Annotated in this window: 22 protein-coding genes; 18 read left to right on the plus strand and 4 right to left on the minus strand. The window is 44.1% G+C overall.

Features of this window, described 5'->3' with window-relative positions; genetic code table 11:
• Positions 1–461 precede the first annotated feature (461 nt).
• The 4 genes from P22_RS00005 (at position 462) to P22_RS19990 (ending at position 3,074) form a co-directional block, all read left to right on the plus strand.
• Positions 462–869: a hypothetical protein gene (locus tag P22_RS00005; protein WP_054258154.1), complete on the plus strand. Its 408-nt coding sequence runs from the start codon at positions 462–464 to the stop codon at positions 867–869.
• Positions 841–1,491, plus strand: a complete 651-nt coding sequence (locus tag P22_RS00010) for a hypothetical protein (RefSeq protein WP_054258155.1) — start codon at positions 841–843, stop codon at positions 1,489–1,491. Before P22_RS00005 ends, P22_RS00010 begins: the two co-directional genes overlap by 29 nt.
• Before the next feature lie 197 nt (positions 1,492–1,688).
• Positions 1,689–2,459: a recombinase family protein gene (locus tag P22_RS00015; protein ID WP_054258156.1), complete on the plus strand. Its 771-nt coding sequence runs from the start codon at positions 1,689–1,691 to the stop codon at positions 2,457–2,459.
• 456 nt (positions 2,460–2,915) lie between these two features.
• Positions 2,916–3,074 (plus strand): anion permease, encoded by a 159-nt coding sequence (locus tag P22_RS19990; protein ID WP_082378354.1) that lies wholly within the window; start codon positions 2,916–2,918, stop codon positions 3,072–3,074.
• 123 nt (positions 3,075–3,197) lie between these two features.
• On the opposite strand, the gene P22_RS00030 is transcribed toward P22_RS19990, so the two are convergent.
• Positions 3,198–3,701, minus strand: coding sequence for a Crp/Fnr family transcriptional regulator (locus tag P22_RS00030; protein WP_216598008.1), 504 nt, complete (start codon positions 3,699–3,701; stop codon positions 3,198–3,200).
• Positions 3,702–4,044: 343 nt separating this feature from the next.
• Here P22_RS00030 and P22_RS00035 point away from each other — a divergent pair, with 343 nt between their 5' ends.
• From P22_RS00035 to P22_RS00075, 9 genes are all read left to right on the plus strand, one after another.
• On the plus strand, positions 4,045–4,302 hold the full coding sequence (locus tag P22_RS00035; protein ID WP_054258159.1) for a hypothetical protein: 258 nt from the start codon (positions 4,045–4,047) through the stop codon (positions 4,300–4,302).
• Positions 4,303–4,628: 326 nt separating this feature from the next.
• The gene (locus tag P22_RS00040) at positions 4,629–6,098 is read left to right on the plus strand and encodes a protein adenylyltransferase SelO (RefSeq protein ID WP_054258160.1); all 1,470 of its coding nucleotides are present in this window, start codon (positions 4,629–4,631) and stop codon (positions 6,096–6,098) included.
• A gap of 235 nt (positions 6,099–6,333) precedes the next feature.
• Positions 6,334–7,191, plus strand: coding sequence for a ChbG/HpnK family deacetylase (locus P22_RS00045; protein WP_054258161.1), 858 nt, complete (start codon positions 6,334–6,336; stop codon positions 7,189–7,191).
• Positions 7,192–7,257: 66 nt separating this feature from the next.
• Positions 7,258–8,253 carry a glycosyltransferase family 2 protein gene (locus P22_RS00050; RefSeq protein WP_054258162.1) on the plus strand — a complete coding sequence of 332 codons (996 nt, stop codon included), beginning with the start codon at positions 7,258–7,260 and terminating at the stop codon, positions 8,251–8,253.
• Between the two features lie 20 nt (positions 8,254–8,273).
• Positions 8,274–9,185: an NAD-dependent epimerase/dehydratase family protein gene (locus P22_RS00055; protein WP_054258163.1), complete on the plus strand. Its 912-nt coding sequence runs from the start codon at positions 8,274–8,276 to the stop codon at positions 9,183–9,185.
• Between the two features lie 55 nt (positions 9,186–9,240).
• Entirely contained in the window at positions 9,241–10,788 is a 1,548-nt protein-coding gene (locus tag P22_RS00060; RefSeq protein ID WP_054258164.1) for an ArnT family glycosyltransferase, read from the plus strand.
• Between the two features lie 18 nt (positions 10,789–10,806).
• Complete coding sequence (locus P22_RS00065; RefSeq protein WP_054258165.1) at positions 10,807–12,453, plus strand: ArnT family glycosyltransferase; 1,647 nt, start codon at positions 10,807–10,809, stop codon at positions 12,451–12,453.
• Between the two features lie 39 nt (positions 12,454–12,492).
• Positions 12,493–13,170 carry a response regulator transcription factor gene (locus P22_RS00070; protein ID WP_054258166.1) on the plus strand — a complete coding sequence of 226 codons (678 nt, stop codon included), beginning with the start codon at positions 12,493–12,495 and terminating at the stop codon, positions 13,168–13,170.
• Positions 13,160–14,443, plus strand: a complete 1,284-nt coding sequence (locus P22_RS00075) for a sensor histidine kinase (protein WP_054258167.1) — start codon at positions 13,160–13,162, stop codon at positions 14,441–14,443. Before P22_RS00070 ends, P22_RS00075 begins: the two co-directional genes overlap by 11 nt.
• Positions 14,444–14,495: 52 nt before the next feature.
• Here the strand turns inward: P22_RS00075 and P22_RS00080 are convergent, their stop codons facing one another.
• On the minus strand, positions 14,496–15,335 hold the full coding sequence (locus P22_RS00080) for a GTP pyrophosphokinase (protein ID WP_054258168.1): 840 nt from the start codon (positions 15,333–15,335) through the stop codon (positions 14,496–14,498).
• A 254-nt stretch (positions 15,336–15,589) separates the two neighbouring features.
• On the opposite strand from P22_RS00080, the gene P22_RS00085 reads away from it, so the two are divergent.
• Entirely contained in the window at positions 15,590–15,766 is a 177-nt protein-coding gene (locus P22_RS00085; RefSeq protein WP_235814500.1) for a hypothetical protein, read from the plus strand.
• 73 nt (positions 15,767–15,839) lie between these two features.
• Here the strand turns inward: P22_RS00085 and P22_RS00090 are convergent, their stop codons facing one another.
• Positions 15,840–17,684, minus strand: a complete 1,845-nt coding sequence (locus P22_RS00090; RefSeq protein ID WP_054258170.1) for an APC family permease — start codon at positions 17,682–17,684, stop codon at positions 15,840–15,842.
• A gap of 286 nt (positions 17,685–17,970) precedes the next feature.
• Positions 17,971–19,230, minus strand: coding sequence for a radical SAM/SPASM domain-containing protein (locus P22_RS00095; RefSeq protein WP_054258171.1), 1,260 nt, complete (start codon positions 19,228–19,230; stop codon positions 17,971–17,973).
• Positions 19,231–19,410: 180 nt separating this feature from the next.
• Between P22_RS00095 and P22_RS20340 the strand changes: the two genes are divergently transcribed.
• From P22_RS20340 to clpX, 4 genes are all read left to right on the plus strand, one after another.
• Positions 19,411–19,611 (plus strand): hypothetical protein, encoded by a 201-nt coding sequence (locus P22_RS20340; protein WP_172675789.1) that lies wholly within the window; start codon positions 19,411–19,413, stop codon positions 19,609–19,611.
• A gap of 566 nt (positions 19,612–20,177) precedes the next feature.
• Positions 20,178–21,467, plus strand: coding sequence for a trigger factor (tig, locus tag P22_RS00105; RefSeq protein ID WP_054258173.1), 1,290 nt, complete (start codon positions 20,178–20,180; stop codon positions 21,465–21,467).
• 78 nt (positions 21,468–21,545) lie between these two features.
• Positions 21,546–22,139 carry an ATP-dependent Clp endopeptidase proteolytic subunit ClpP gene (clpP, locus tag P22_RS00110; protein WP_054258174.1) on the plus strand — a complete coding sequence of 198 codons (594 nt, stop codon included), beginning with the start codon at positions 21,546–21,548 and terminating at the stop codon, positions 22,137–22,139.
• A 23-nt stretch (positions 22,140–22,162) separates the two neighbouring features.
• The gene (clpX, locus tag P22_RS00115; RefSeq protein ID WP_054258175.1) at positions 22,163–23,425 is read left to right on the plus strand and encodes an ATP-dependent Clp protease ATP-binding subunit ClpX; all 1,263 of its coding nucleotides are present in this window, start codon (positions 22,163–22,165) and stop codon (positions 23,423–23,425) included.
• The last annotated feature ends 28 nt before the right edge of the window (positions 23,426–23,453 follow it).

Genomic DNA, 23,453 nt, shown 5'->3' on the forward strand with positions numbered 1-23,453 from the left:
TTTCACGTTGAGACAGTCACACTCCTGCAAAGGAAAGACAACACAAAATAGCGTGTAAGTAGCTAAAAACCAACACAATATATTGTATTTTCAGTATGTTTCTGCATACGTATATAGTTGAGTTAAACAACATATCAAGTGATAGGCTAATCAACATTTCGTAGAAATACGAACATGAGGATTAGCCTTAGTTGCTTTTTAAAGAAATATTTGCTGTGACGCAGGAGATGAATACCTCGAAGAAAATGTTGCAACAACTGGGTGGCTGGCTAATCCATCCCAGACGGGATTTCCACCAGCTATACTCCGTGCGCTTCATGGCACACGGGACGTTCCCTATTTGTCAACTATTCGACTTCTGTCTCAAAATTTTGTGATTTTAGCAGGAAACCTCTAAATTTTCCAGAATTTTTATAGGAAAATTTATTATCAATAATTAAAATAATTTGGAGGTGAACTTAATGGCTAAAGATTCCAAAACAGTAAAAACGTCGACTGTAAAAGCCGTTGCGGATAATGCAACGGCTATCGAGAGTATGGGTAAAATGGGAGATAACTTATCAAATTTAAACGCTATGCGGGGCGGAGAAAAAGGATTTAAGGGATTCGTAGCAGAGGAAATGCAAGCTGCTGAAGGAACTGCTGCCGGGAAAAACACTATTGTTGTTAATAATAATGGTCCTGCTGATTTGATTTATACTGGAAAAAATGGCCATAAGTATTTACAGCAAATGAAAGTTGGGTATAAACCTGGGCAAATAGATTTTGCTAAATATAAGGGGCAAACTGTTGTAGTTGATAAGGGAAATCCATACTTTAAACAGTTGGCAAGAAGGAAAAATGCATGGCGTAAAAGTGGTCGAAGGTAGTATCACTAATCAAGAAGCAAAGTCATTGGCTAACGCAATGCAAATTGAAACTAAGATTACTGGTGCAAAGAGTGCAACTATAGTACCTAAGGTGGCTTCTGCACATAATGCCGGCTTAAAGGCTGGAAAAACTGGTGCATTATATGGTGCAGGAATTAGTATTGGTACTAATCTTGTAGATGTTGTAAAAGGTGATAAAGAGGTTAGTGACGCTGCGGTTGATGTTGCGAAAGATACCGCAATAAGTTATGGGGCTGGATATGCAGTTGGGGCTGCAGGAAGTGCTATTGCAGGTACATCCGCAGGAGCGACTGCCATTGCAGCTGTAAGTAGTGCTGGCTCAGCAGTTGCTGGAACTACAGTAGGTGGTGCGGTATTGGGGGCTGCTGGCGCTGCAACTGGTGCTGTTGGAGCTGTCGGTACTATAGGAAGTGCTGTTGGTGGCGCTGCTGTAGCAGCTACTGCAGGAACTGCCATTGGGGGAGCCGTTGCGTCAGGTGTGGCCGCTACCGCGGTGGCAGGAGCAGCTGTAGGAGCAGCTGCTGTGGCGGCAGCTCCAGTAGTGGCAGTTGGTGTGGGCGTTGGCATCTTGTATAAAGGGATAAAAAGTTTATTTGATTAAGTTCTTATAAAATAATGGCATCTACCTATTTGGGGAGATGCCATTATTAATTTGGAGGTAATTACAAAGGACACTTAGGAAGCAATCATATCTAAAAAATATTTGCAGTGACACGGGAGATGAATACCTCGAAGGAATCTGTTGGGATGAATTAGCAATTATTACTTGAAGGTAACATGAAAACTGGGAGGTTCAATGTGTCAGAGAGTAAAAAAATAGAATACATACCTGCAAAGCCTTCGAAACGAGAACAGCACGTGGGCATTTATGCCAGGGTCAGCACAAACAGCGCTGAACAATTGCAAAGTCTTACTGCCCAAGTATCACACCTGACAAGAGTCGCAGCCGCTAATAAAAAATGGTTGCTGGTAGATGTATATATGGACATTGCATCAAGCAAAACTGGTTCTTCACGGAAAGAGTTTTCCCGGATGCTGCAGGACTGCCAATCGCATGATTTGGAAATCATCTTTACAAAAAGCATCAGTAGATTTGGCAGGGATACGGTAGAAATTCTCGATGCTTTGCAACAGTTAAAACTTCTTGGCGTTCGTGTCATATTTGAGCAGGAAGAACTGGATACCGCCAACATAGATAGTAGCCTTATGATTTCGATTGTTGAATCTATCGCACAAGCTGAAAATGAATCACGCAGCGATAATATTAAATGGGGTATCAAGCAGTGCGCTGCAAGTGGCACATCAAAACTGTATAACAGGAAGTGTTATGGTTATACGAATGCCAGTGATGGCAGTCTTATTATCGAAAAATCAGAAGAAAAAATTGTGAAAATGATTTTTGATTTGTATCTGCAGGGCAAGAGCGTGATCGGTATTGTATCCGAATTGGAACGTTTGGGAATCAAGTCACCTACCGGGAAAGACAAGTGGTGCAAGCGGACGATTGATGTAATGCTTGGTAATGAAAAATACACGGGAAATGTCCGGCTGCTGGATATGGGAACATGATGCACACTATCTGGCGCGGGATAATAATCCGATTATTATATCCAAGGAAACATTTCAAGCGGTACAGATTGAAAAACAGCATCGGAGCAATGTTGCAACGGGCGAAAACGGTAACCGGAGAAAAAGCAAAAAATACAGTTCAAAGAAGTGAAATTGCAAAATAGCCTAATTGAAAGTAATAGGCCGAAATGATAGATGGACTCCGAACCTAGGCAAATAGAGCGTTTTTGCCATGCTTTTCAAAAGTGTGAAAAAGCCTAATAATTTCACGTGGAGTGCGTCGCGTTGATAGAGCGGAAGTAGGCTTGATGTATAAGAAGGGTTTGCGAGTTTGATAAAAATTTATTATATACGCAATATGTTCGCCTAGACTTGGTTTAGGCGAATTTTTATTTAGGGGGTGTCGGCACCCTTACACGAAAATATGCAAATACACGAAATGATGGGCAGACAACAATGGCCAGGTGCCGCAGACCCAGCCCCCCGATTTTCTTTGGTTCGGGATATGTCGAGCAAAATGTCTGGTGGCGGCAAGGCTTTACGGTTCCCGTCATTAATCTTATTATTTGGCTTGGTATTGGCGGAGTCTGGTGGAAAATTATTGGATTTTGGTAAAAAATACAAACAGGCTGTGCTGCCTGTTTGTATCATTTGTATTCTATAAAATCTAACAGTTTTTATAGAATACAAAATGTAGGTGAAATATGGAGCTAAAAAAATTTCCCCTTCCATTATCCATCAAAGCGTTTCTAATGAGCAATACTTTTCCAGTGCTGATGGATCAATGACTTCAATCTGTTTTCGCTTTGTTATAATGATGTTTTCCTTTCGAAGGCGAGCAAGCCCTCTTGTTAGATTAACTCGGCTGATTCCGAGAATATCTGCAATGGCGTCTTGTGTTATACAATTGAGGTGATTTTGTTTTCCGGTCTCGTTCACCAAAAGCAGATATAGCAAATTACATAACTTAATAAACGAGTTATTGTACTCCTGATGTGCCGTTTCGTAGATCAATAGATTTACATCTTTGGAAAACCAATCAATAACCTGCGCACTTAGCTGTGGGTTTTGCTGGAACATGCGGCGAAACTCCGCTTTGGTAAACTCCAGCACTTCCATGTCAGACAGTGTAACGGTAATGAGGGTGCTTTCAATTTTATAATCCTGCTCATGATAGCCGGGAAAAACCGTTCCGCTTCCGTGGAAAGAAAGAATTTTCCTATGGCCGTTTTCATGCTCCACATAGTTTTGAGCAACGCCAGAAATAATGTAATGGATTTTTCGAACGGTTTATTCGGCTCCCATAAATAGTCGCCTTTTTTGAAAGACTTCTTTATATGCGGCTGAGATAGAAAATATTCATAAAACTGTTTGAAGTCATTTATAAAAAAATAGCTTGGCGTAAGCATAAAATTGCGCCCCCCTTAACGCACAAACATTAACAACTTACCAAAATTATTTTATCAGAGTTTCACAAAGCGCGTAAAGGATATGTCTATAATATCCTGATACGTCGAAAGGAGAGTAAAAGTGAAAATCGTTGTTTTGACGGGCAGTCCACATAAAGCCGGAACATCTTCTTTGCTTGCTGAAGCTGGCACCACCTGAAGCCGATCTGGTAATGTTAGCTGAGGCTCCGTATTTTAGACGGCTACTGGAAATTTATTGTGAAACCCACAGCAGCTTTATCATCAATTCTGACACCATGCAATTCTATAAAGTCAGACGCAAGCTGGAAGATATTTGGGAGTTTATGGAGCAACTGCTGTATGATGAACAGGCAGCGGAAGCCCGGACAGAAACCTTGGAGTACCTGAAAACAGAATTAAGCAGTATGGTTTAAGTAATCTCTTGATTATGAGCGCTAAATATAGATTTGCAGGGAAACCACTCCCTACTCCTTTAAGGCGAACAAAAGGGAGGAAGCCGCCGGTATACAGCGCGCTACTAGATGGCTCCATGAGCAGCCACTGAGACGTGTACCTGCACCTCGTAAGCCTGCCGGTTGCGATAGTAAGACGGGCAGGAAGTTCACGGGCTTGCCGGGATTATAAAATCATTACATCAGGCCTATTTAAAAGGAATTCCATTTTGAAGGCATAATAAATGGCCAGAAGCAGACACTAAAATAGTTATAGTAGATAAAAAGAAAAAGGAGAACGGGAGGCCATGACAAAAGAAATAAGAGCAGCCGGATGGAATTTAGACAACAGCTATGCCCGTCTGCCGGAATCGCTTTTTAGCAGCCTTAACCCAACCCCTGTAGCTTCACCGGCACTAATCGCCTTTAATCAGCCTTTGGCAACAGCCCTTGGATTGGATGTGCAGGAACTGCAAAGCCAGGATGGCGTAGCTGTCCTGGCGGGGAACCGGATTCCAGCAGGCGCTTGCCCGCTTGCCCAGGCCTACGCGGGGCATCAGTTTGGGCATTTTACGATGTTAGGGGATGGCCGGGCTTTATTACTTGGTGAACAGATTACTCCCCAAGGTGAACGGTTTGATATTCAGCTTAAAGGAGCAGGCCGGACGCCATATTCCCGTCAGGGCGACGGCCGGGCGGCGCTTGGGCCGATGCTGCGCGAATACATTATCAGCGAAGCCATGGCTGGGCTGGGGATTCCCAGTACCCGCAGCCTGGCGGTCGTAACTACCGGTGAATCGGTAATTCGCGAAAGTGAACAGCAGGGAGCCATTCTAACCCGGGTGGCTGCCAGTCACCTGCGGGTCGGTACCTTTCAATTCGCCGCTCAATGGGGTACTATAGAGGATTTACGGATTTTGGCAGACTATACACTAGAGCGTCATTTTCCCAATATTCAAGTAGACGAAAATCGATATCTTTCACTGCTTAAGGAGGTAATCAGGCGTCAGGCCGTGTTGATTGCTAAATGGCAGCTGGTTGGTTTTATTCATGGGGTCATGAATACCGATAACATGGCTCTTAGCGGGGAAACCATTGATTATGGTCCTTGTGCCTTTATGGATACCTATAATCCGGCAACGGTATTCAGTTCCATTGACATACACGGCCGGTATGCCTATGGCAATCAGCCGTATATGGCCGGGTGGAATCTGGCGCGATTTGCCGAAACCTTATTGCCGTTGCTGCATGACGATCAGGAACAGGCTGTCAAACTGGCTCAGGATGCGGTTGCCGGCTTTGCGGATTCATATCATGAGCATTGGCTTGCTGGAATGAGAAGAAAATTAGGGATAGGTAACGAAGAGGCACAAGATGAAGCGCTCATTGAAAGCCTACTTAAAATGATGGAGAAACACCAGGCGGACTATACCAATACCTTCCTTGCACTGACCTTTGATGAGCTGGAAGATATAGCTCTGTTTGGTACTACGGAATTTGCCGAATGGTACAAGCTGTGGCAGGCAAGGTTAAGCAGGCAGCAAAAATCGGAAGTCTCGCCGCAACAGTTGATGCAGCATAACAATCCTGCACTCATTCCCCGCAACCACCGGGTGGAAGCTGCACTGGAGGCAGCGGTAAAACAAGCTGATTACAGTGTGATGCACCGTTTCCTTGCTGCTCTCTCCCAGCCATATGCGCATTTACCTGAACAAGCTGCTTACTCTACACTGCCTGAAGGTTCAACACGCCCTTACAGAACCTTTTGCGGTACTTGAAGCATTGGTATTTAGGGTCGACCGGTATCTTTGATGTTAGCTTAATGGTTTAGGCTGTTCTCCTGTCCGTATGTAATATCTGTATCTTAGCAAAAGCGGTTTCGCCTTTGGCACAGCAATGCTGCCAAAGGCGAAACCGCTTTTGTTATTTTCAGCAAAACCTTTTCATTTTATTTTCAGAATCACCCGGTATACTTATCCCGGAACGATATTTTAGCAGTAAACAGGTGAAGTTATGAAGCAACTTATCATTAATGCCGACGATTTTGGGCTGCATGAACTCATCAATGAAGGCATAATAGAGGGCCATACGGCAGGCTGTATTACCAGTACGTCGATCATGGCAAATGGGGAAGCCTTTGAGCAGGCAGCCCAAATGGCTGAACAACATCCGGGACTGGGAGTTGGAGTTCATCTTACCCTGGTGGGCGGGGCAAGCCCTGTCGCGAGGGGCGATATTCATACCCTGCTTACTCCGGAGGGCTTGTTTTTTCCAAACTACGGCCAATTTATTGCCAGATATATAGGCGGGAAAATATCCAAAACTCACATAGAGTATGAACTTCGGTGCCAACTGCAAAAAGTGGCCGGCAGAGGAATCCGGATTACACATGTTGACAGCCACCAGCATCTTCATGTTCTGCCGGGGATAACCGAAGTTGTTGGAAAGATAGCAAAAGAATTTAAGGTGAACAAGGTAAGAATACCTGCAGAACCGATAAACTTTTTGGGGGCAGGGCCATTTCGTATGAGCCGTTTTGTTGCCAGGGCAGCTCTCACCGGATGTTCATGGCTGGCGCGCCGGAAGTATAAAAAAGGTTCATTTAGTGCTCCGCAGCATTTTTTCGGCATGCTTGCCGGGGGAACTATGTTGCCGCCGGCTTTACAATATGTGATTGAAAACCTTCCGGACGGGGTATCCGAGATTATGGTACATCCCGGTAAAAATACGGAGGCTTTGAGACAACTGTTTCCCTGGGGATATCATTGGCAGGAAGAGATGACGGCTTTGAAGAGCAAGAAGATTGCGGATTTGCTGCAAAAAGAGAAAATCAAGCTGATTCATTTTGGAGAGTTAGAAAAATTGCAGTAACTAACGTTTGCAAAGATCAGGTAGCGTCGTAAGGCCGTTCTGGAAGCAGTAGAAAGGAGAGCTAGTATGAAACATATTTCAATAGTCGTCCCTGTCTATAATGAACAGGAAAATGTACGGTTTTTTTACCAAAAAATACGCAAATATACGGAACCTACGGGATATCCTTTTGAATTGATTTTTGTGGATGATGGTTCTACCGATGCCACGGCCCAGTTGCTCGAACAACTGACTCACCAGGACGGCAGAGTCAGAGCGGTTTTACTGGCTCGCAATTTTGGCCATCAGGTGGCGTTAACCTGTGGCATGGACTATGCCCAAGGAGATGCGGTCATTACCATGGATGGTGATATGCAGCATCCGCCTGAAATGCTGCCGGTTCTGTTGCGTAAGTGGGAAGAAGGATTTGATGTTGTTCAAACTATACGGCTAGATACCGAAGGCGTTTCCTGGTTCAAGCAATCTACTTCGCGTACGTTTTATCGCCTGATTAATGCTCTGGCAAATACGAATACGCATATTGTGGAAGGCGGATCAGATTTCCGGCTGATGGATAAAAAAGTCGTTGCAACTTTTCAATGCTTTAAAGAAAGAGCCCGGTTTATCCGGGGGATCATCAGTGATTTAGGCTACCGGCAGACCTACGTTGAATTTGTTGCGGCCCCACGGCATGCCGGAAAATCCAAATTTTCTCTAAAGAAGATGATCATGTTTGCGCTTGACGGTATTACGTCTTTTTCCAAAATACCGTTACGGTTTGCATTTTATCTGGGAATACTTTTAAGCCTTATGAGCTTTCTGCTGACGCTGGATGTTGTCTACACTAAGTTATTTACAACCGAAGCTGTTCCCGGGTGGGCGACGATTACAGCAAGCATATTGCTGCTGGGAGGTTTGCAACTGGCGGGGATTGGCATTATCGGCGAATATATCGGCCGCATTTTTGAAGAAGTTAAACAGCGCCCGTTGTACTGGGTGCGGGCTGACTTACGAAACTATATGGAAGTGCCTGCTTCCTGGCCGGATAAACACGAAAACCAGGTAAAGTTAAAACAAGTTTAAAGCTGGAGAGGGGTATGTAGATGAAAGTACTTGTAACCGGAGGAGCCGGTTTTATTGGATCGCATATAGTGGACAGGCTGCTGGAGGACAATATCCAGGTATATATTTTGGATAATTTGTCTACGGGAGCAATGCGTAATATCAATCCTGGAGCGGTATTCCTGAAAAAAGATATCCGTGACCGGGATGTTACCGAGTTATTCATCCGGGAACGGTTTGATTATGTTGTTCATCAGGCGGCACAAACGACAGTATCCCGGTCACTGGCTAACCCCTACTATGATTGTGATGTCAATGTGCTCGGCATGGTTAATGTTTTGGAAGCGAGCAGGGTATCGGGAGTAAAAAAAATAGTTTTTGCCTCCAGTGCGGCTGTGTATGGAGATACTGCTGTGCTTCCGCTCACCGAAGACTGCAGGACCCATCCTAAGTCGTTCTATGGGGAAAGCAAGCTGACCGGGGAGAAGTATTTGGAAAAATATTATGAAAACTTTGGTCTCGAGTATGTTGCCTTACGGTATGCCAACGTTTATGGGGAGCGTCAGGCAGACAGTGGCGAGGGTGGCGTTATCAGCATTTTTTCCAAGAAGCTGTCAGCCGGTGAGCCGCTTACGGTCTACGGCGATGGTTGTCAGACACGGGATTATGTGTATGTCAGGGACGTGGCCGCTGCCAATTATGAGGCTTTGTTTAAAGAGGCAATCAATTGCAGCGTAAATATCAGCACGGCAATCGAAACAAGTGTGAATGAACTTATCCGGAACATGGCCCGGATTACAGAGCAGACGCCGCAGGCTATTTACACTGCGGAGCGGCAAAACGATATAAGGCGTTCGGTATTAAGCAATCAGGCGGCAGGCAGCAAGCTTGGCTGGTGCCCGAACTATACCCTGGCGGAAGGTCTGTCCCTAACACTGAAGGCTCAAAATTAAATACAAAATACCGCCGTTTGGAAGGCGAATTAGATAAGAAAGGATATTCAGCGTGATGAATAAAAGAACCTGGCTCCATCTTGCAATGATTGTGTGTGTTGCCGGAATCCTGATGTTTTCTTATCTGGGGACGCAGCCCTTGTTGGACCCTGATGAACCGGTATATGCTGAAACAGCCAAGGAGATGTTTACGTTTCATGATATTATTTCGCCGCGTATTTATGGAGAATTTTGGTATGATAAGCCGCCGATGTATTACTGGCTCGTAGCCGGGGCGTTTAAGATTTTTGGTGTCGGGGAGTTTGCCGCCCGCTTTCCGTCCGCTTTATTTGCAGTAGGGGGGGCCATTGCCGTCTATCTGGCAGGACGCAGGATGTTCAGTGAACGTGGCGGCTTGCTATCAGCGTTAGTCCTGGCAACCAGTTTGGAATATTTCTATTTAGGTAACGCGGCTGTTACTGATATGACGCTAACCTTCTTTTTGACAACGGCACTGCTTTCATTTTTTCACCGGAATTACTACGCATTTTATGTGTTTGCCGCCTTATCCGTTGTAACCAAGGGACCGGTTGGTCTTTTTTTCTGCGGTGTAATAGTAGGAATATATTTGCTAATTACAAGCAATTGGATGACTCTTAAGAATATGAAGCTGGTTCGCGGAACTGTTCTTTTCTCAGTTATTGCTTTACCGTGGTATCTGGCTATGTATTGGCAGCACGGAATGGCTTTCATCGATACGTTTCTGGGCTTTCATAATGTGACACGCTTCCTGCAGCCAGAACATGTTTCAGGGAAAATATGGTATTTTTATATTCCTGTACTCCTCATTGGCTTTTTCCCCTGGACAGCTTTTTTAGCCCAGGCATTTACAGAAGGGGTTAAGGAAAAAGGGGAGAAGCGCAATGCCTGCATTTTTCTGGCTCTATGGGCAAGTGCGGTGTTTCTGTTTTTCTCTCTTTCCCAGACAAAGTTGATTTCCTATATCTTACCCATGTTTCCTCCGTTGGCACTTTTGGTGGGTTACTACCTGGATAAGGTGTGGGAACAAAAACGTTATGGAGCTTTAAAAGGAACTGCCATACTTTTTGGTGCAGCAGTGGCAATTCTGGCTGCCGCCCTGTTTTATGGCGGAACCGCAGTAACAGCAAGATTAATAGCCCCGGTCAAGATGATTACAGGGGTTCTTTTTCTAATGGCGGTTATTGTGTTCTTTTATAGCTGGCGGCGGAATTTCCGCGCTGTTGTGACGGCGTATACGATAGGCATGCTGGCTTTTACGACCGTTTTTATGACCCAGGCGCTGCCTGTTGTTGCTCCCGCTGTTTCTATGAAGAAGTTTGTCGGAGTATTTAAACAGTATTATAACGGGCAGGGAACGGTATATGTTGCCAAGTTTTACCGACCCGGTTTTATGTTTTACAGCGGAGTTCCGAGCATTGAGTTCGATTCCGGGGATGTAAAGAGCATCGTCGATAAGAATGAAACAGCTTATGTTATCATGAAGAAAGCTCATTTTGAAAAGATCCCTCAGGAAATAAAAGACAAGGTTCAAATCAAAGCTTTGCAAGAAGATAGAATATTATTTATTCACACTGCTGATTAACCTAAGCTTGGAGGGAATATGGTGAATGATGTAGCGGGGGTTGCAAAACCTCGAATTCGTATTTTCAGTGCCACTTGGGGGATATTTTGGGTTTCATTTTTTTTGTATCTTCTGTTCAGTCATCATTTGCCTATCACTGACCCGGTTGAGTCGAATTATGCGCTGACAGCGAAAGAGATGGTAACGACTGCTAACTGGTTGTCGCCGCAAATCTATGGCCATGCCTGGTACGACAAGCCGGTGTTTTTCTATTGGCTTACCGCGCTTTCCTTTACATTGTTTGGTTTTTGCGATCTGGCCGCCCGCCTGGTGCCGGCGCTTTTTGCCGCAGCAGGCTTGGTTCTGATATATTGTTTTACTGCTAAAATAACGGACAGTTCAACCGCCTTCATAGCAACAATGATTATGGGAACCTCATTGGAGTATGTTGTACTGGCAAAACTAATTATTACGGATATGGTTTTTTCCCTTTTCAACAGTATGGCGTTAGCCTGTTTTTATCTGGGTTACACCGGCAGGCATCAGGCGAAACGGTGGTATTTGGGCATGTATGTCAGTTTGGCGTTGGCCGTGTTAACCAAAGGTCCGGTCGGGTTGCTTCTGCCATGTTTTGTCGTGATAGTATTTATTGGGGTACAGCATCATTGGAGTGAACTTAAAAATATGTCGATACCGGTCGGCGTTTTACTTTTTGCGGTGATTACCCTGCCGTGGTATGGGGCCATGTATGTTGTGCATGGGAGTGATTTTCTGAATACTTTCTTCGGGGTACACAATTATCTCCGGGCCACCGTTTCGGAACATCCCAGGGACAATGTGTACTATTACTATGTTGTGGTATTCTTAGTTAGTATGCTTCCCTGGTCGGCGATAACTATAAAGGCGATGCTAAAAGGAGTTAAGGCATTACCGTCGAAAGATTTTTCGGTAAACCGGTTTTGTATAATCTGGAACTTGGCTTATTTTACTTTTTATTCACTAATGGCAACCAAATATGTAACCTATATATTTCCGATGCTTTTTCCGGCAAGTATAGTAAGCGCGCTTTATCTCAAGCAGGTATTTGCAGAAGAACAGACGAAAGTAGTGATTTATTGGACAGGAATCCCTCTAGGAGTGCTAACCGCTGCTTATGTTGCTTTAGCCGTATGGTATTTACGCCCGGAGCTTGTATTGACCTTGACTTGTTTGTTGCTAGTGGTATTATTTATCTGGCGACAGGTCAGGGGGAAAAATGCGAAGCAGATTTTTGAGCTGTTTTGTTTTTGTCAGGTAGTATTTTTAATCATACTATCCATATTTGTATTTCCGAAGATAGCCGACAGCCGGTCAGGGAAGGATATTGCCAAGGAGATTCCGGATATTCACGGTTCACGGATTGGGTTATACCGGTTTTACAGCACGTCATCCGTATATTATAGTAATAATATAGCGGTAAAACTTGAGCCGGGTGCTGCAGCAAAACCGGAACAATCTGGAATGTTAAGCTGGGACAGGAAATATACAATGCCTGTCCAAACCCTGAGCGAATTTATGGCTGAAGACAGGGGGCAAACCTGGATAGTAGTCCCGGATGAAGCAGTCAGCCGGTTTGTTAAAGAGCCTAAATCGGCTAACCCTAAATTGATAAAAGCTGTTGGGGGTTATAGTTACTATTCTTTTTAATTGGATGGGTGTAATGATCAGCCCGGGGAGGCTTTTGGCATGCGGATATTACTTGCAGAAGATGATAGTAAACTTGGTAATTTACTAAAGCATTTATTGGGAAAAGAAGCAATGCAGGTTGACTGGGTAATACGCGGAGATGACGCTATCGACTATGCACTGTATTCTGCCTATGATGTCATTGTGTTAGACTGGATGATGCCAGGTGAGACCGGTATTTCTGTCTGTGACCGTCTCCGGAAGCATCACTATCAGGGAGCCATCCTGATGCTGACCGCCAGAGACGCGGTTAGTGACCGGGTCTTGGGTTTAGATACCGGTGCGGATGACTATCTTGTGAAGCCTTTTGAATTCTCCGAACTGTTGGCTAGAATCCGGGCGCTGTCGAGACGAAGCAATATTAAACTGAAAGAGGAAATAGTACAGGTCGGGGAATTGGTGCTAAATTGTTCTTCACGCAACATAAAGTGGCGGGGGAGGGAATTTCAACTGAGTTCCCGGGAGTTCCAGCTATTGGAGCTGCTTGCACAAAACCGGGGGAAAGTTGTGCCCAGAGAGGTGATTCTGGACAGAATATGGGGATGGGAAGAAATATCTTCCAATAATTTAGATGCCTTTATCCGGCTTTTGCGAAAAAAAATCCCTAGCCAGGCCGGCATAGAGATCCAAAATATCAGGGGGATTGGATTTAAACTGGAGGAGCATGATGTTTGCTAAAATCCGTAACCGTTTAACGGTACAATATATTATGGTAATGTCCGTTCTCCTTTTGTCTTTTATTATTGTAAGCTATTCAGGGATTCTCTGGCTGCTTCAACATGAAGAACAACAGGAAATACGGGCTTTTGCCGAAGAAGAGGCCCGGGAACATGTGGATATATTGAAGCAGATAAAAGCGGTACCGAAAGACGAACCTCATGATAATTCGGGCGGAAAGCTATTCTCCTATGTTTATGACAATCAGGGACGTTTAGTAATGGCTGATCTGCCATCTTCGCAGATACGTTCTGCTGTTGAAACGGCAGTTGGAAAATGGACCATGCCCGACGGCGTGGGCGAAGTCATGCAAGTACATCTTTCTAATGGGGAAAAGGTAGTCTTTGTTATGTGTAGCCAGCATGTTTATGATGGACAAGAGGTTATGGGCAGGGTTTATGTAGGCGAAGATATCACATCCTATTATAAAATGCTGAAGCTGATGCTGATCGTGCTTGTCATAGTGGCTATACTATTTCTCTTTGGTGCCGCATATTTAGGACATTTTTTGGCGGGGAAGGCGATTGTCCCTATAAGGCAGTCATTTTTAAGGCAGCGTGAGTTTGCTGCGGATGCATCGCATGAACTGCGTACTCCTCTCAGTATAATGCTTACTTCTGTTGATGCCGTACAGATGGATGATGGCAACCGGTTAACAATTTTTTCGGCACAAACACTTGCTGATATGAAAAGTGAGATAAAGAGAATGTCCAAGATGGTTACTGCCTTGCTGACGTTAGCGCGGGCCGATGATGAAGCGGTAAATATCAGTAAAGAAAAATTCAATTTATACGCAGTGGCGGAACAGGTTGTCCGTTCGTGCCAGCTGATTGCTGACGAAAAAGGAATAGCGATAGAACTGCTGGGACAAGCAATGGTACCGGCTTTTGCGGATAAAGAAAGGATTGGTCAACTGTTATTGATTTTGATTGATAATGCGATTAAATATACACCCTCCGCCAGTACAGCAAAAGTGTCGGTAAAAATAGTCGCATTGAAAAAATCCGGTTTTTCTATTATGGTAACAGATACCGGTGTAGGTATTCCCGAGGAGCAGAAAGAACTCATATTTGAGCGTTTTTATAGAGTGGATAAAGCCAGATCAAGAGCAGAAGGCGGTGTTGGTCTTGGTCTGGCAATTGCAAAATGGATAGTAGAAAGTCATGGAGGGACAATAAGCGTAGAAAGTTCTCCGGGAACGGGAAGTTCATTTATTGTGACGATTCCAAAATAATTTCTTCTATGTATAAATCCTGATATTGATGTAGTATTAAAGCATTCCTTTATTAAGAAAAAAGGAATGCTTTGGTTTTTAGAGCCGCTATAAGCGGGGAAATAAGATGCAGAGCAGGAGCAAAATGGCTGATTACTATGGCCAAGAGGATGCTCATAAGCGCCAGGGTATAACCGGGTATTTCTTTTGCAGGCGACAGTAATGGCAAAAGAAGTTCCGGATGGTTGGTTCTTTTCTGTGGCAGGCGGAATACGGACATGGTTGCCAGGCCGGGATCAGGTACTTTAGCCGGCAATGGCTGTAATTGGCTGCGGAGTTCGCGAAATTCAATATCGGCTGTTTCCAGTAATCCGGCCAGCCGGGAAAATCTGCGGCGTGTTTCGTAGGAAAGTTCGGTGGCAGATTTATAGCCCAGATCATGCTCAATTTCAGCCCAGGCATGTTGCAAAATGGAGCAAATCTGAATTTCGATTTTGCAGTTTTTAAATCTTTGATAGGCCGGTACCTTCAGTTCTTTGTTTCCCAGAGTAGCTACCAGATGCAAAGAGGAATAGCCGAATTGATTAGCCGGCAACAGATTTCTTTTATCTACCGAATGTAAATCGTCAATAGCCAGCGAGTTTGTCTGCCTGAGAATATCGGCAATTTTATCGACATCATCTTCAAAGTATGTGATGATGCGCAAACCACATAAATCAGTGATATCTTCCAGATTGGTATAGTTTTTTATGCGCAGTTTGTTTTCCAGGCTAGCTTCACCTTTGATGCGTGATACGATAGCATGAACACGAATGTTGCTCTGCAATAAAAGAGCGGTGATAAACTCCTGAATTTTATTAGTGAAATCAAGGTATAACGACTGATTTTTTTTATATAAGTCGAGAATTTTCATCGTTGTGTTACCTCCTTGAAAGGTCCGTATGATAGCGACACCTATTATGATAGTACCAATTTATGACTTTTTAATGACAAGCCCGACAATTGATTAGCCTGAAGTTGGTTTAATAAGATTGCCCGACTATTTTTTAGGTGCCAGGTAGCCGTAACTATGGTCAAAACATATCCGATTCGTTTGCCGTAATCAATCTTCTGGCAATGCTGTTATTTGTACTGTTTGCCAAACTTCCCAATGGAAGATGGAAAGCAATGATTCGTGATATTATTTTTGAATTGGATGCATTCGCCGACAACATGTCCAACAGCCAGAAAAGGGAGGAGGCAATCCGGCAGATTAACAGTATACTTAGCTGGAGAAGTATTATAATTCCCAGTACGCTTATTGGTTGGGTCATCGATACGGAAGTGGCGGCCATACACAAATAAACTGTTTTTCGGCTTGACTTAGATGCAAGCATCCCGGCTGTTTACCACGAACAGCCGGGATGCTTGTTTTTGATTATTTCTTTAAATGGAAAGGAATGGTAGTAACAATAACATTTTCTTTTAAAATTAATAAAGTACGTAAAATCCAGCCGGTCTGATTGTGCAACAGGCGGTGCCACCATTTTTTTGTTTCAAATTCCGGTATTAACACGGTGATATAGTCATTAGGCGCCTTCTTTTCAGCCAGTTCTCCGACATAATCAATTAATGGTTGTATTACCAAACGGTAAGGAGAATATAAGGTAACAAGTTGAATGCCGGGATTCCAGCATTTCCATTTTTCTTGGACTCTGTTTCCGGCCTCTTCATCGGTTGCAATATGCAAGGCAATGACTTCATCACTAATGGATTTTGCGTATTTCAGGGTATGGGCAACCACGCTGGTGGGACTGGCAATAGGCACGATAACCAGATTTTTACCGGCAAAAATTTTAGCGGCAATGGCCGGATTTAATTCTTCCATAGGAAGATGCAGCTGTTCTGCCATGTCATCGTAATGAGAGTGGATTTTTTTGAATAGGCTAATCATGATAGGAATGAAAAACAGCACCAGCCATGCGCCATAGAAAAATTTGGTTATCCCGATAATCAGAACAACGACTCCGGTTACAGCAGCACCGATAGCATTGATACTCGCACGCAGTAACCAGTAATTGTCGTGTTCGCGATGCCAGTGAATAACCATACCGGTTTGGGCAATGGTAAATGACAAGAATACACCAATGGCATAAAGTGAAATCAGGTGTTCGGTATCGCCGTTAAAGGCAATGATCAGTAAACCTGCAACGACACTGAGCAATATGATACCATTAGAAAAATTCAGCCGTTCACCCCGGACGCCTAGGTAGCGCGGCATATATCCATCACGGGCCAGGATGGAGAGCAGGGGCGGCAAGCCGTTAAACGAAGTGTTGGCTGCTAAATAAAGAATGGCCATAGTAGTGATTTGGATGTAGTAATACAACCAGTTGCGTCCAAAGACATCCTCGGTTAATTGTGACAGTGCGGTTACTCCTTCTAAAGGAAGAATATGAAAGTGCATGATCAAAAAAGAAATACCGATAAACATAAACCCTAAAATGCCCGACATCCACACGGTTGTAATGGTTGCATTGCGCACTTCCGGCTCTTTAAACATGGGGACTCCGTTGGAAATTGCCTCTATACCGGTCATTGAACTACAGCCGTTGGCAAAAGCTCGTAAAATGAGAAAAGCCATTGTCCAGTCCCACTGCCGGGTGAGGGATTCGGGGGGAATTACAGGGGCCTGCTGGGTTAATGCCTGATAGAATCCCGAAAGCAATAAAGTCAGAATACCGAATATAAAACAATATGTAGGAAATACAAAAGCGGTGGATGATTCCCGTACACCACGTAAATTAATCAACATCAAAATACCAAATAAAATAGCAAGATCAATCGTTACTTCGAAAGGAAGCAAATCAGGAAAGGCCGATATCAGCGCTGCCGTGCCGGCGGAAACGCTAACCGCCACTGTCAGTGTATAGTCGGCAAATAAGGCTGCAGCTGCCGTTAAAGCCGGTAATTCACCAAGATTTTTGATGGCAACCGAATAAGAGCCACCGCCGCCGGGGTTTGCCCTGCCGACCTGGACATAGGAAATGGTGACTACAGCCAGCAGGATGAGAATGGCAATGGCTACCGGCCCTAGATAGCCATAGGCCATAACTTGCGAGGCCGCTAAGATGATCATGATCTGTTCCGGACCATACGCTACCGATGAGAGCGCATCCGAAGAAAAAATGGCTAATGCCTTCTTTTTTGTGAGTTTTTCGTGAATCATTTCCTGATTGTGCAATGGTCTGCCGATAAGCAGGCGTCTGAGCAGTCTCATCATGGAACAAGGTTACCTCCAAATAGTAGTATGTGCGTTTTCTACATAGTAGTATATGCGTTTTCTGCCAAAAAACCGCTGTTACTATAAAATCATAGCTTCCATTATAACTTATTGTTAGTATAAAGAAAGTCCGGTTTAGCCTGATTTAGATGATTGACGTGCTTTGGCAAAGGAGAATTTGAATAAAGCCTTAATATTTCGTCTTATTTTATAAGATTACGCTGTTTTTAGCCGTTTTTAAAGATTTTAAAACAGGTGCAGTATAGACGCTCAAAGATTTACTTGATTATGTGTGACCATGTTGTTCAGTAGGATTTTGCCAAAGCCCTGAATAAGGGTCGTAGGAACATTGATAGGTAGCGGCATACCAGTTATTGCGGCTATCCAGCGACTGAGCCAGAGGACGGCAGTCAGAACAGGCATAACGATATTCGCAGTCGCGGCATTTTTCTAAGCAGTCTTTAGTAGTATGCCAACTTTGCTGCAACATCTTTTCCAGGAGAATATCTTCCAGAGAGGATTCTAATATATTGCCGCAAGTTCGGTTTCGTGCAAAAATACAAGGAAGGACATCGCCAGTGGAAGTAATAGCTAGTTTGCCCATGAGACAGGGGTTGTTTTTCTGGGCGCTGAAAAAAGTTTGTGGATCGGTATAAAAAGGAGGGGTAATCGGTGCGGTAAAATGATTTACCGGTAACAGTTCTTTATTTTGGCCTCTGCCGGTTGGACGAATAATATCGGGTGGATTCACCTCTACGCCCAGCTTGGCACACAATTTCATAATGGGATGGAATTGATCTTCGTTGATTTTCATGAGAATAGAAGCAATGCGGAGGGGGATGTTTGCCTTGCGTAATTTTTCAATGGCAGTCATTGTTAGCGCAAAACTTCCGGGATTAGCGGTTACTTGATCATGGATTTCGGCATTGTCGGCATAGATGGTGGTAGCAATATGAACCCGATATTGTTTGAAAAATTCAATACAGGCATCGTCAATAAGGGTGGCATTGGTAAAAATCTCGATAAACTCATAATTTTCAGCAACGGCTTTTATGACTAAATCGCGCCAGCGGTCGTAAAGCAGGGGTTCTCCGCCAATGAGCTGTAGTGCTCTGCCGCCCAGCCGGCGAGCCTGGCTGATGAGGCTGAGCCATTCGGAATGTGTTACTTTTGCCGAATGGCGCTCGGGACAACTCTCGGTATAACAATGTAAGCACCGGTTATTACAGGCATCGGTAATTTCTAACCATATAAAGTCTAATGCAGTGGGTTCTTCTATTGCTGGGGGAGGAATTTCTGCAAGTCGTCTCTCAGGGGAAAAAGTGCCCAACTGTTTATTGCTCAATTCATCTATGAAATTTCCCCAGGAAGTTTTTGGCTGTGCATTGACATCAATGAGTTCTTCCAGCGGAGTTTCCCTGCAGTCTTTTAGAAAAGCAAGGGCAGAAGCGTTAATCGAATATACTTTGTGTGTATAAAGATCGTAAATAGCTCCGCGGGTGGCACCTTCTACTAGTTTGCAATGAGGATGCAAGAGATAGTACATGATCATGATCTCCTTTACATATATTCTTATAGTCAATAAACTAAGTGGGACTTCTGTAGGCAGGCAGCTATCATAGCAGGCGTTGGTTGGAAGTCAACGCCTGCTATTTTTTGCCATCAGCGGGGGCGGCAGCTATACGGATAACAAGGCCTAGGCCGGCAGGGACGCGGATAGCAAGGTTTGGGAAAACAATTGCTTGTGGGAAAGCAAGGACGCGGAAAACAAGGTCTGGGAAAACAATTGCTTGTGGGAAAGCAAGGACGTGGAAAACAAGGTCTAGGAAAACAGTTGCTTGTGGGAAAGCAGGGACGCGGAAAACAAGGTCTGGGAAAACAGTTGCTTGTGGGAGAACAGGGACGAGGAGCGCAGGGGCGCGGATAACAGGGGGTACTCGTTGGATAGCAGCCAATCGGACGGTCAGCGTCATCATCTATCTCTTCATCATCTATCTCTTCATCAGCAGGGCGGTCTTCCATATCCCATTCTTGATCCCAGTCTGTTAATTCCGGTTCTGCCCATTTCGGACTTTGGTATTTGTCTTTGGTTACCATATGGATATCTCCTTCCTGGTTTATTGAGCAATAGGCACTCTGCTACATAATATGCTTCCCCTGGCAGAAAGGTGAGGCGGTTGCATTTATGTTGACAAATATACCGGCCAACATTATAATTAAGAATATTGTAGTTTGGCATTACCTTTACGGGAAATAGCTCGACGTTAGAGACTCGCCGCTAAGGCGGGGAACTGCGAGTTTTTTCGTTCGGATCATACTGAATAGTCCCCAGCAGTGTACTGCTGGGGATTTGTGCATATCTTGTCTTTATTATATAATTATGATATGATAAAATCTAATGGCATGCTAGGGTTGGTTTTGTATTAGAAGTGGTAATACTATTCTTACCAGATGGCAATGTCCGAAAATTACATAGGGAGGATATAATATATAATGAAAGTAACTATGGAAACAATAGACCAACATAATGTTGTTTTGGAAATGGAAGTACCACAACCTGAAGTATCAAAAGCTCTTGATAAGGCGTATCATAAAATAGCTAATCAAGTTAACATTCCGGGCTTTCGTAAAGGGAAAATTCCCCGTGCCATGCTGGAAAAACGTATTGGAAAGCAGGCTTTGCTTGATGAGGCTTTTGAAATTTTAGCACCCCAGTATTATCTTAAAGCGCTTGATGAACAGAAAATAGAACCGGTTAGCCGTCCGAAAATTGACGTTGTGACATTACAGGAGGACCAGCCGCTGGTTTTTAAGGCGACTGTTACGAAAAAACCGGAAATTTTACTGGGGGAATATAAGAATCTAAGCATTGAGCAGCCGGCAGTGGAAGTTACGGATGAACAAGTTAATAATCAACTGGAAGCACTGCGCAGCCGTCATGCTAAAATGGTTGTGGTTGAAGATGCTGAAATTGCCAATGGCGATTTTGCAATCATTGATTTTGAAGGTTTTATTGATGATGTTCCGTTTAAAGGCGGATCGGGTAAAGCTTACCCGCTGGAAATTGGGTCGGGCAGCTTTATTCCCGGTTTTGAAGAGCAGTTGCTAGGTGCCAAGGCGGGAGAAACACGCGATGTCAACGTATCTTTTCCGGAGGATTATCATGTGAGTGACTTGGCAGGAAAACCGGCTGTATTTAAAGTCACTATACAGGATGTTAAACGCAAAGAATTGCCTGAGTTGGATGATGAGTTTGCAAAAGATGTAAGTGAGTTTGAAAACTTGGAGGAATTAAAGACCGACATACAGAATAAGTTAGAAAAGGCTGCCCGGGAAAAAGCAGAGAATGATTTTAAGAATGCGGCCGTAAAAGCTGCCGTTGATAATGCCAGTGCGGAAGTCCCCGAAGTTATGATTGAAGACCGTATTGACAATATGGTGGGAGAGTTGGATATAAATCTTCAAAACCGTGGCATGCAGCTGGATAAATATTTGGAATATGTAAAAATGGATATGGACACCCTAAGGCAGAATTATCGTGAGTCAGCGGCTGTTAACGTGAAAACGGATTTATTGCTGGAGGCCGTTGCCAAAGCGGAAGGTCTGAGCGTTACCAAGGAAGAGATTGACGGGGAAATTGCCGCTATGGCGCAGGCATACCAGGCCACTCCGAAAGAAGTGGCTAAGATTATCCGCGAACAGGGCAGGCTGGATGCTTTGGCCGGTTCAATTTTACGGAAAAAGGCTGCCAACATAATTATTGACAGTGCGGTTAAAGCATAGTGCTTTACGTTAGAGCTTTTGGCGTGAATTAAATTTAGTCTTATTGTTTATACTCTATCGTAAATCGAGGTGTTGGTTATGAGTTTTGTACCTATTGTCGTAGAACAATCCAATCGTGGTGAACGGGCCTATGACATTTATTCCCGTTTGCTAAAGGACCGTATTATTTTTCTGGGTGGGCCTATCGATGATCATGTAGCTGATTTGATTATTGCACAGCTGCTGTTTTTGGAGTCGGAAGACCCGGATAAAGACATTCATTTGTATATAAATAGTCCTGGCGGTGTAGTGACTGCAGGGTTGGCGATTTATGATACCATGCAGTATATCAAACCGGATGTTTCTACTATTTGCCTGGGCTCGGCAGCTAGTATGGGGGCATTGCTCCTTACTGCCGGTGCAAAGGGAAAGCGTTTTGCATTGCCTTACGCCCGTATTATGATTCATCAACCCCTGGGTGGTGCGCAAGGGCAGGCAACCGATATTGAAATTCATGCACGTGAGATTCTCCGCTTGCGGGAGACACTAAATGGAATTTTGGTAAACCATACCGGCCAGCCACTGGAAAAAATCGAGCAGGATACTGAGCGTGATTTTTTCATGTCCAGTGAGCAAGCGAAAGCGTATGGCATTATTGATTCCGTTATTACACGGGAGGCTAGGCGCAAGTAGGTCCCAAATAGAGAGGTGATAGAATGTTAAAGTTTGGGGATGACAAAAGTCAATTAAAATGCTCTTTTTGTGGTAAATTGCAAGAGCAGGTAAAGAAACTGGTTGCAGGACCGGGCGTATATATTTGCGACGAGTGCATTGAATTGTGTAATGAAATCATCGAGGAAGAATTAAGCGATGATGTGGAACTGGAACTGCGCGATATTCCTAAACCAAAGCAGATAAAGGATATCCTGGATCAGTATGTAATTGGTCAGGATGAGGCGAAAAAATCGCTGTCGGTTGCGGTATATAACCATTATAAGCGAGTCAATCTTGGCTCCAAATTAGATGAGGTGGAACTGCAAAAGTCCAATATTGTCATGCTGGGACCTACCGGTAGCGGCAAGACTTTACTGGCTCAAACGTTAGCCAAGATTTTGAATGTTCCTTTTGCAATTGCTGATGCTACATCGTTAACAGAAGCAGGTTATGTGGGGGAAGATGTTGAAAATATTCTTTTAAAACTTATCCAGGCTGCTGATTATGATGTGGAAAAAGCGGAAAAGGGTATTGTGTATATTGATGAGATTGATAAAATTGCCCGTAAATCTGAAAACCCATCGATTACCAGAGATGTTTCCGGTGAAGGTGTCCAGCAGGCTTTGTTGAAAATTTTAGAAGGCACTGTAGCCAGTGTTCCACCACAGGGAGGACGCAAGCATCCACACCAAGAGTTTATTCAAATTGACACAACCAACATTCTATTTATTTGTGGTGGCGCATTTGATGGCATTGATAAAATTATTAGTGCGCGCACTGGTAAGAAAACCATGGGATTCGGGGCAGAGGTGGCAAGTAAGGATAAGAAGCAACTGGGTGAGATTTTGCGAAACATTTTACCGGAAGACTTGCTACGGTTTGGCCTTATTCCAGAGTTTGTCGGTCGATTGCCGGTTATTGTAACCCTGGATGCTCTTGACGAAGAAGCGCTGATACGCATTTTGCTCGAACCTAAAAATGCTTTGGTAAAACAGTATCAGAAGTTCTTGGAAATGGACAATGTGCAGTTGGAATTTAAAGAAGACGCACTGCGTTCCATTGCTGCTGAGGCGTTAAAGCGCAATACCGGGGCGCGTGGTCTCAGAGCAATTATTGAAGCAATTATGCGCAATGTAATGTACGAAGTACCGTCCCGAACAGATGTCACGAAGTGCACGGTAACTAAAGAAGTAGTAGTAAGCAAGGAAGAACCAATATTGGTAACGAGCGAACGCAAGTCGAAAAAAAAGGAAGAATCTGCATAGAGGAGAATCATCTCCTCTATTTTTTGTC

It is taken from the genome of Propionispora sp. 2/2-37, from assembly GCF_001298735.1.
Taxonomy (GTDB): domain Bacteria; phylum Bacillota; class Negativicutes; order Propionisporales; family Propionisporaceae; genus Propionispora.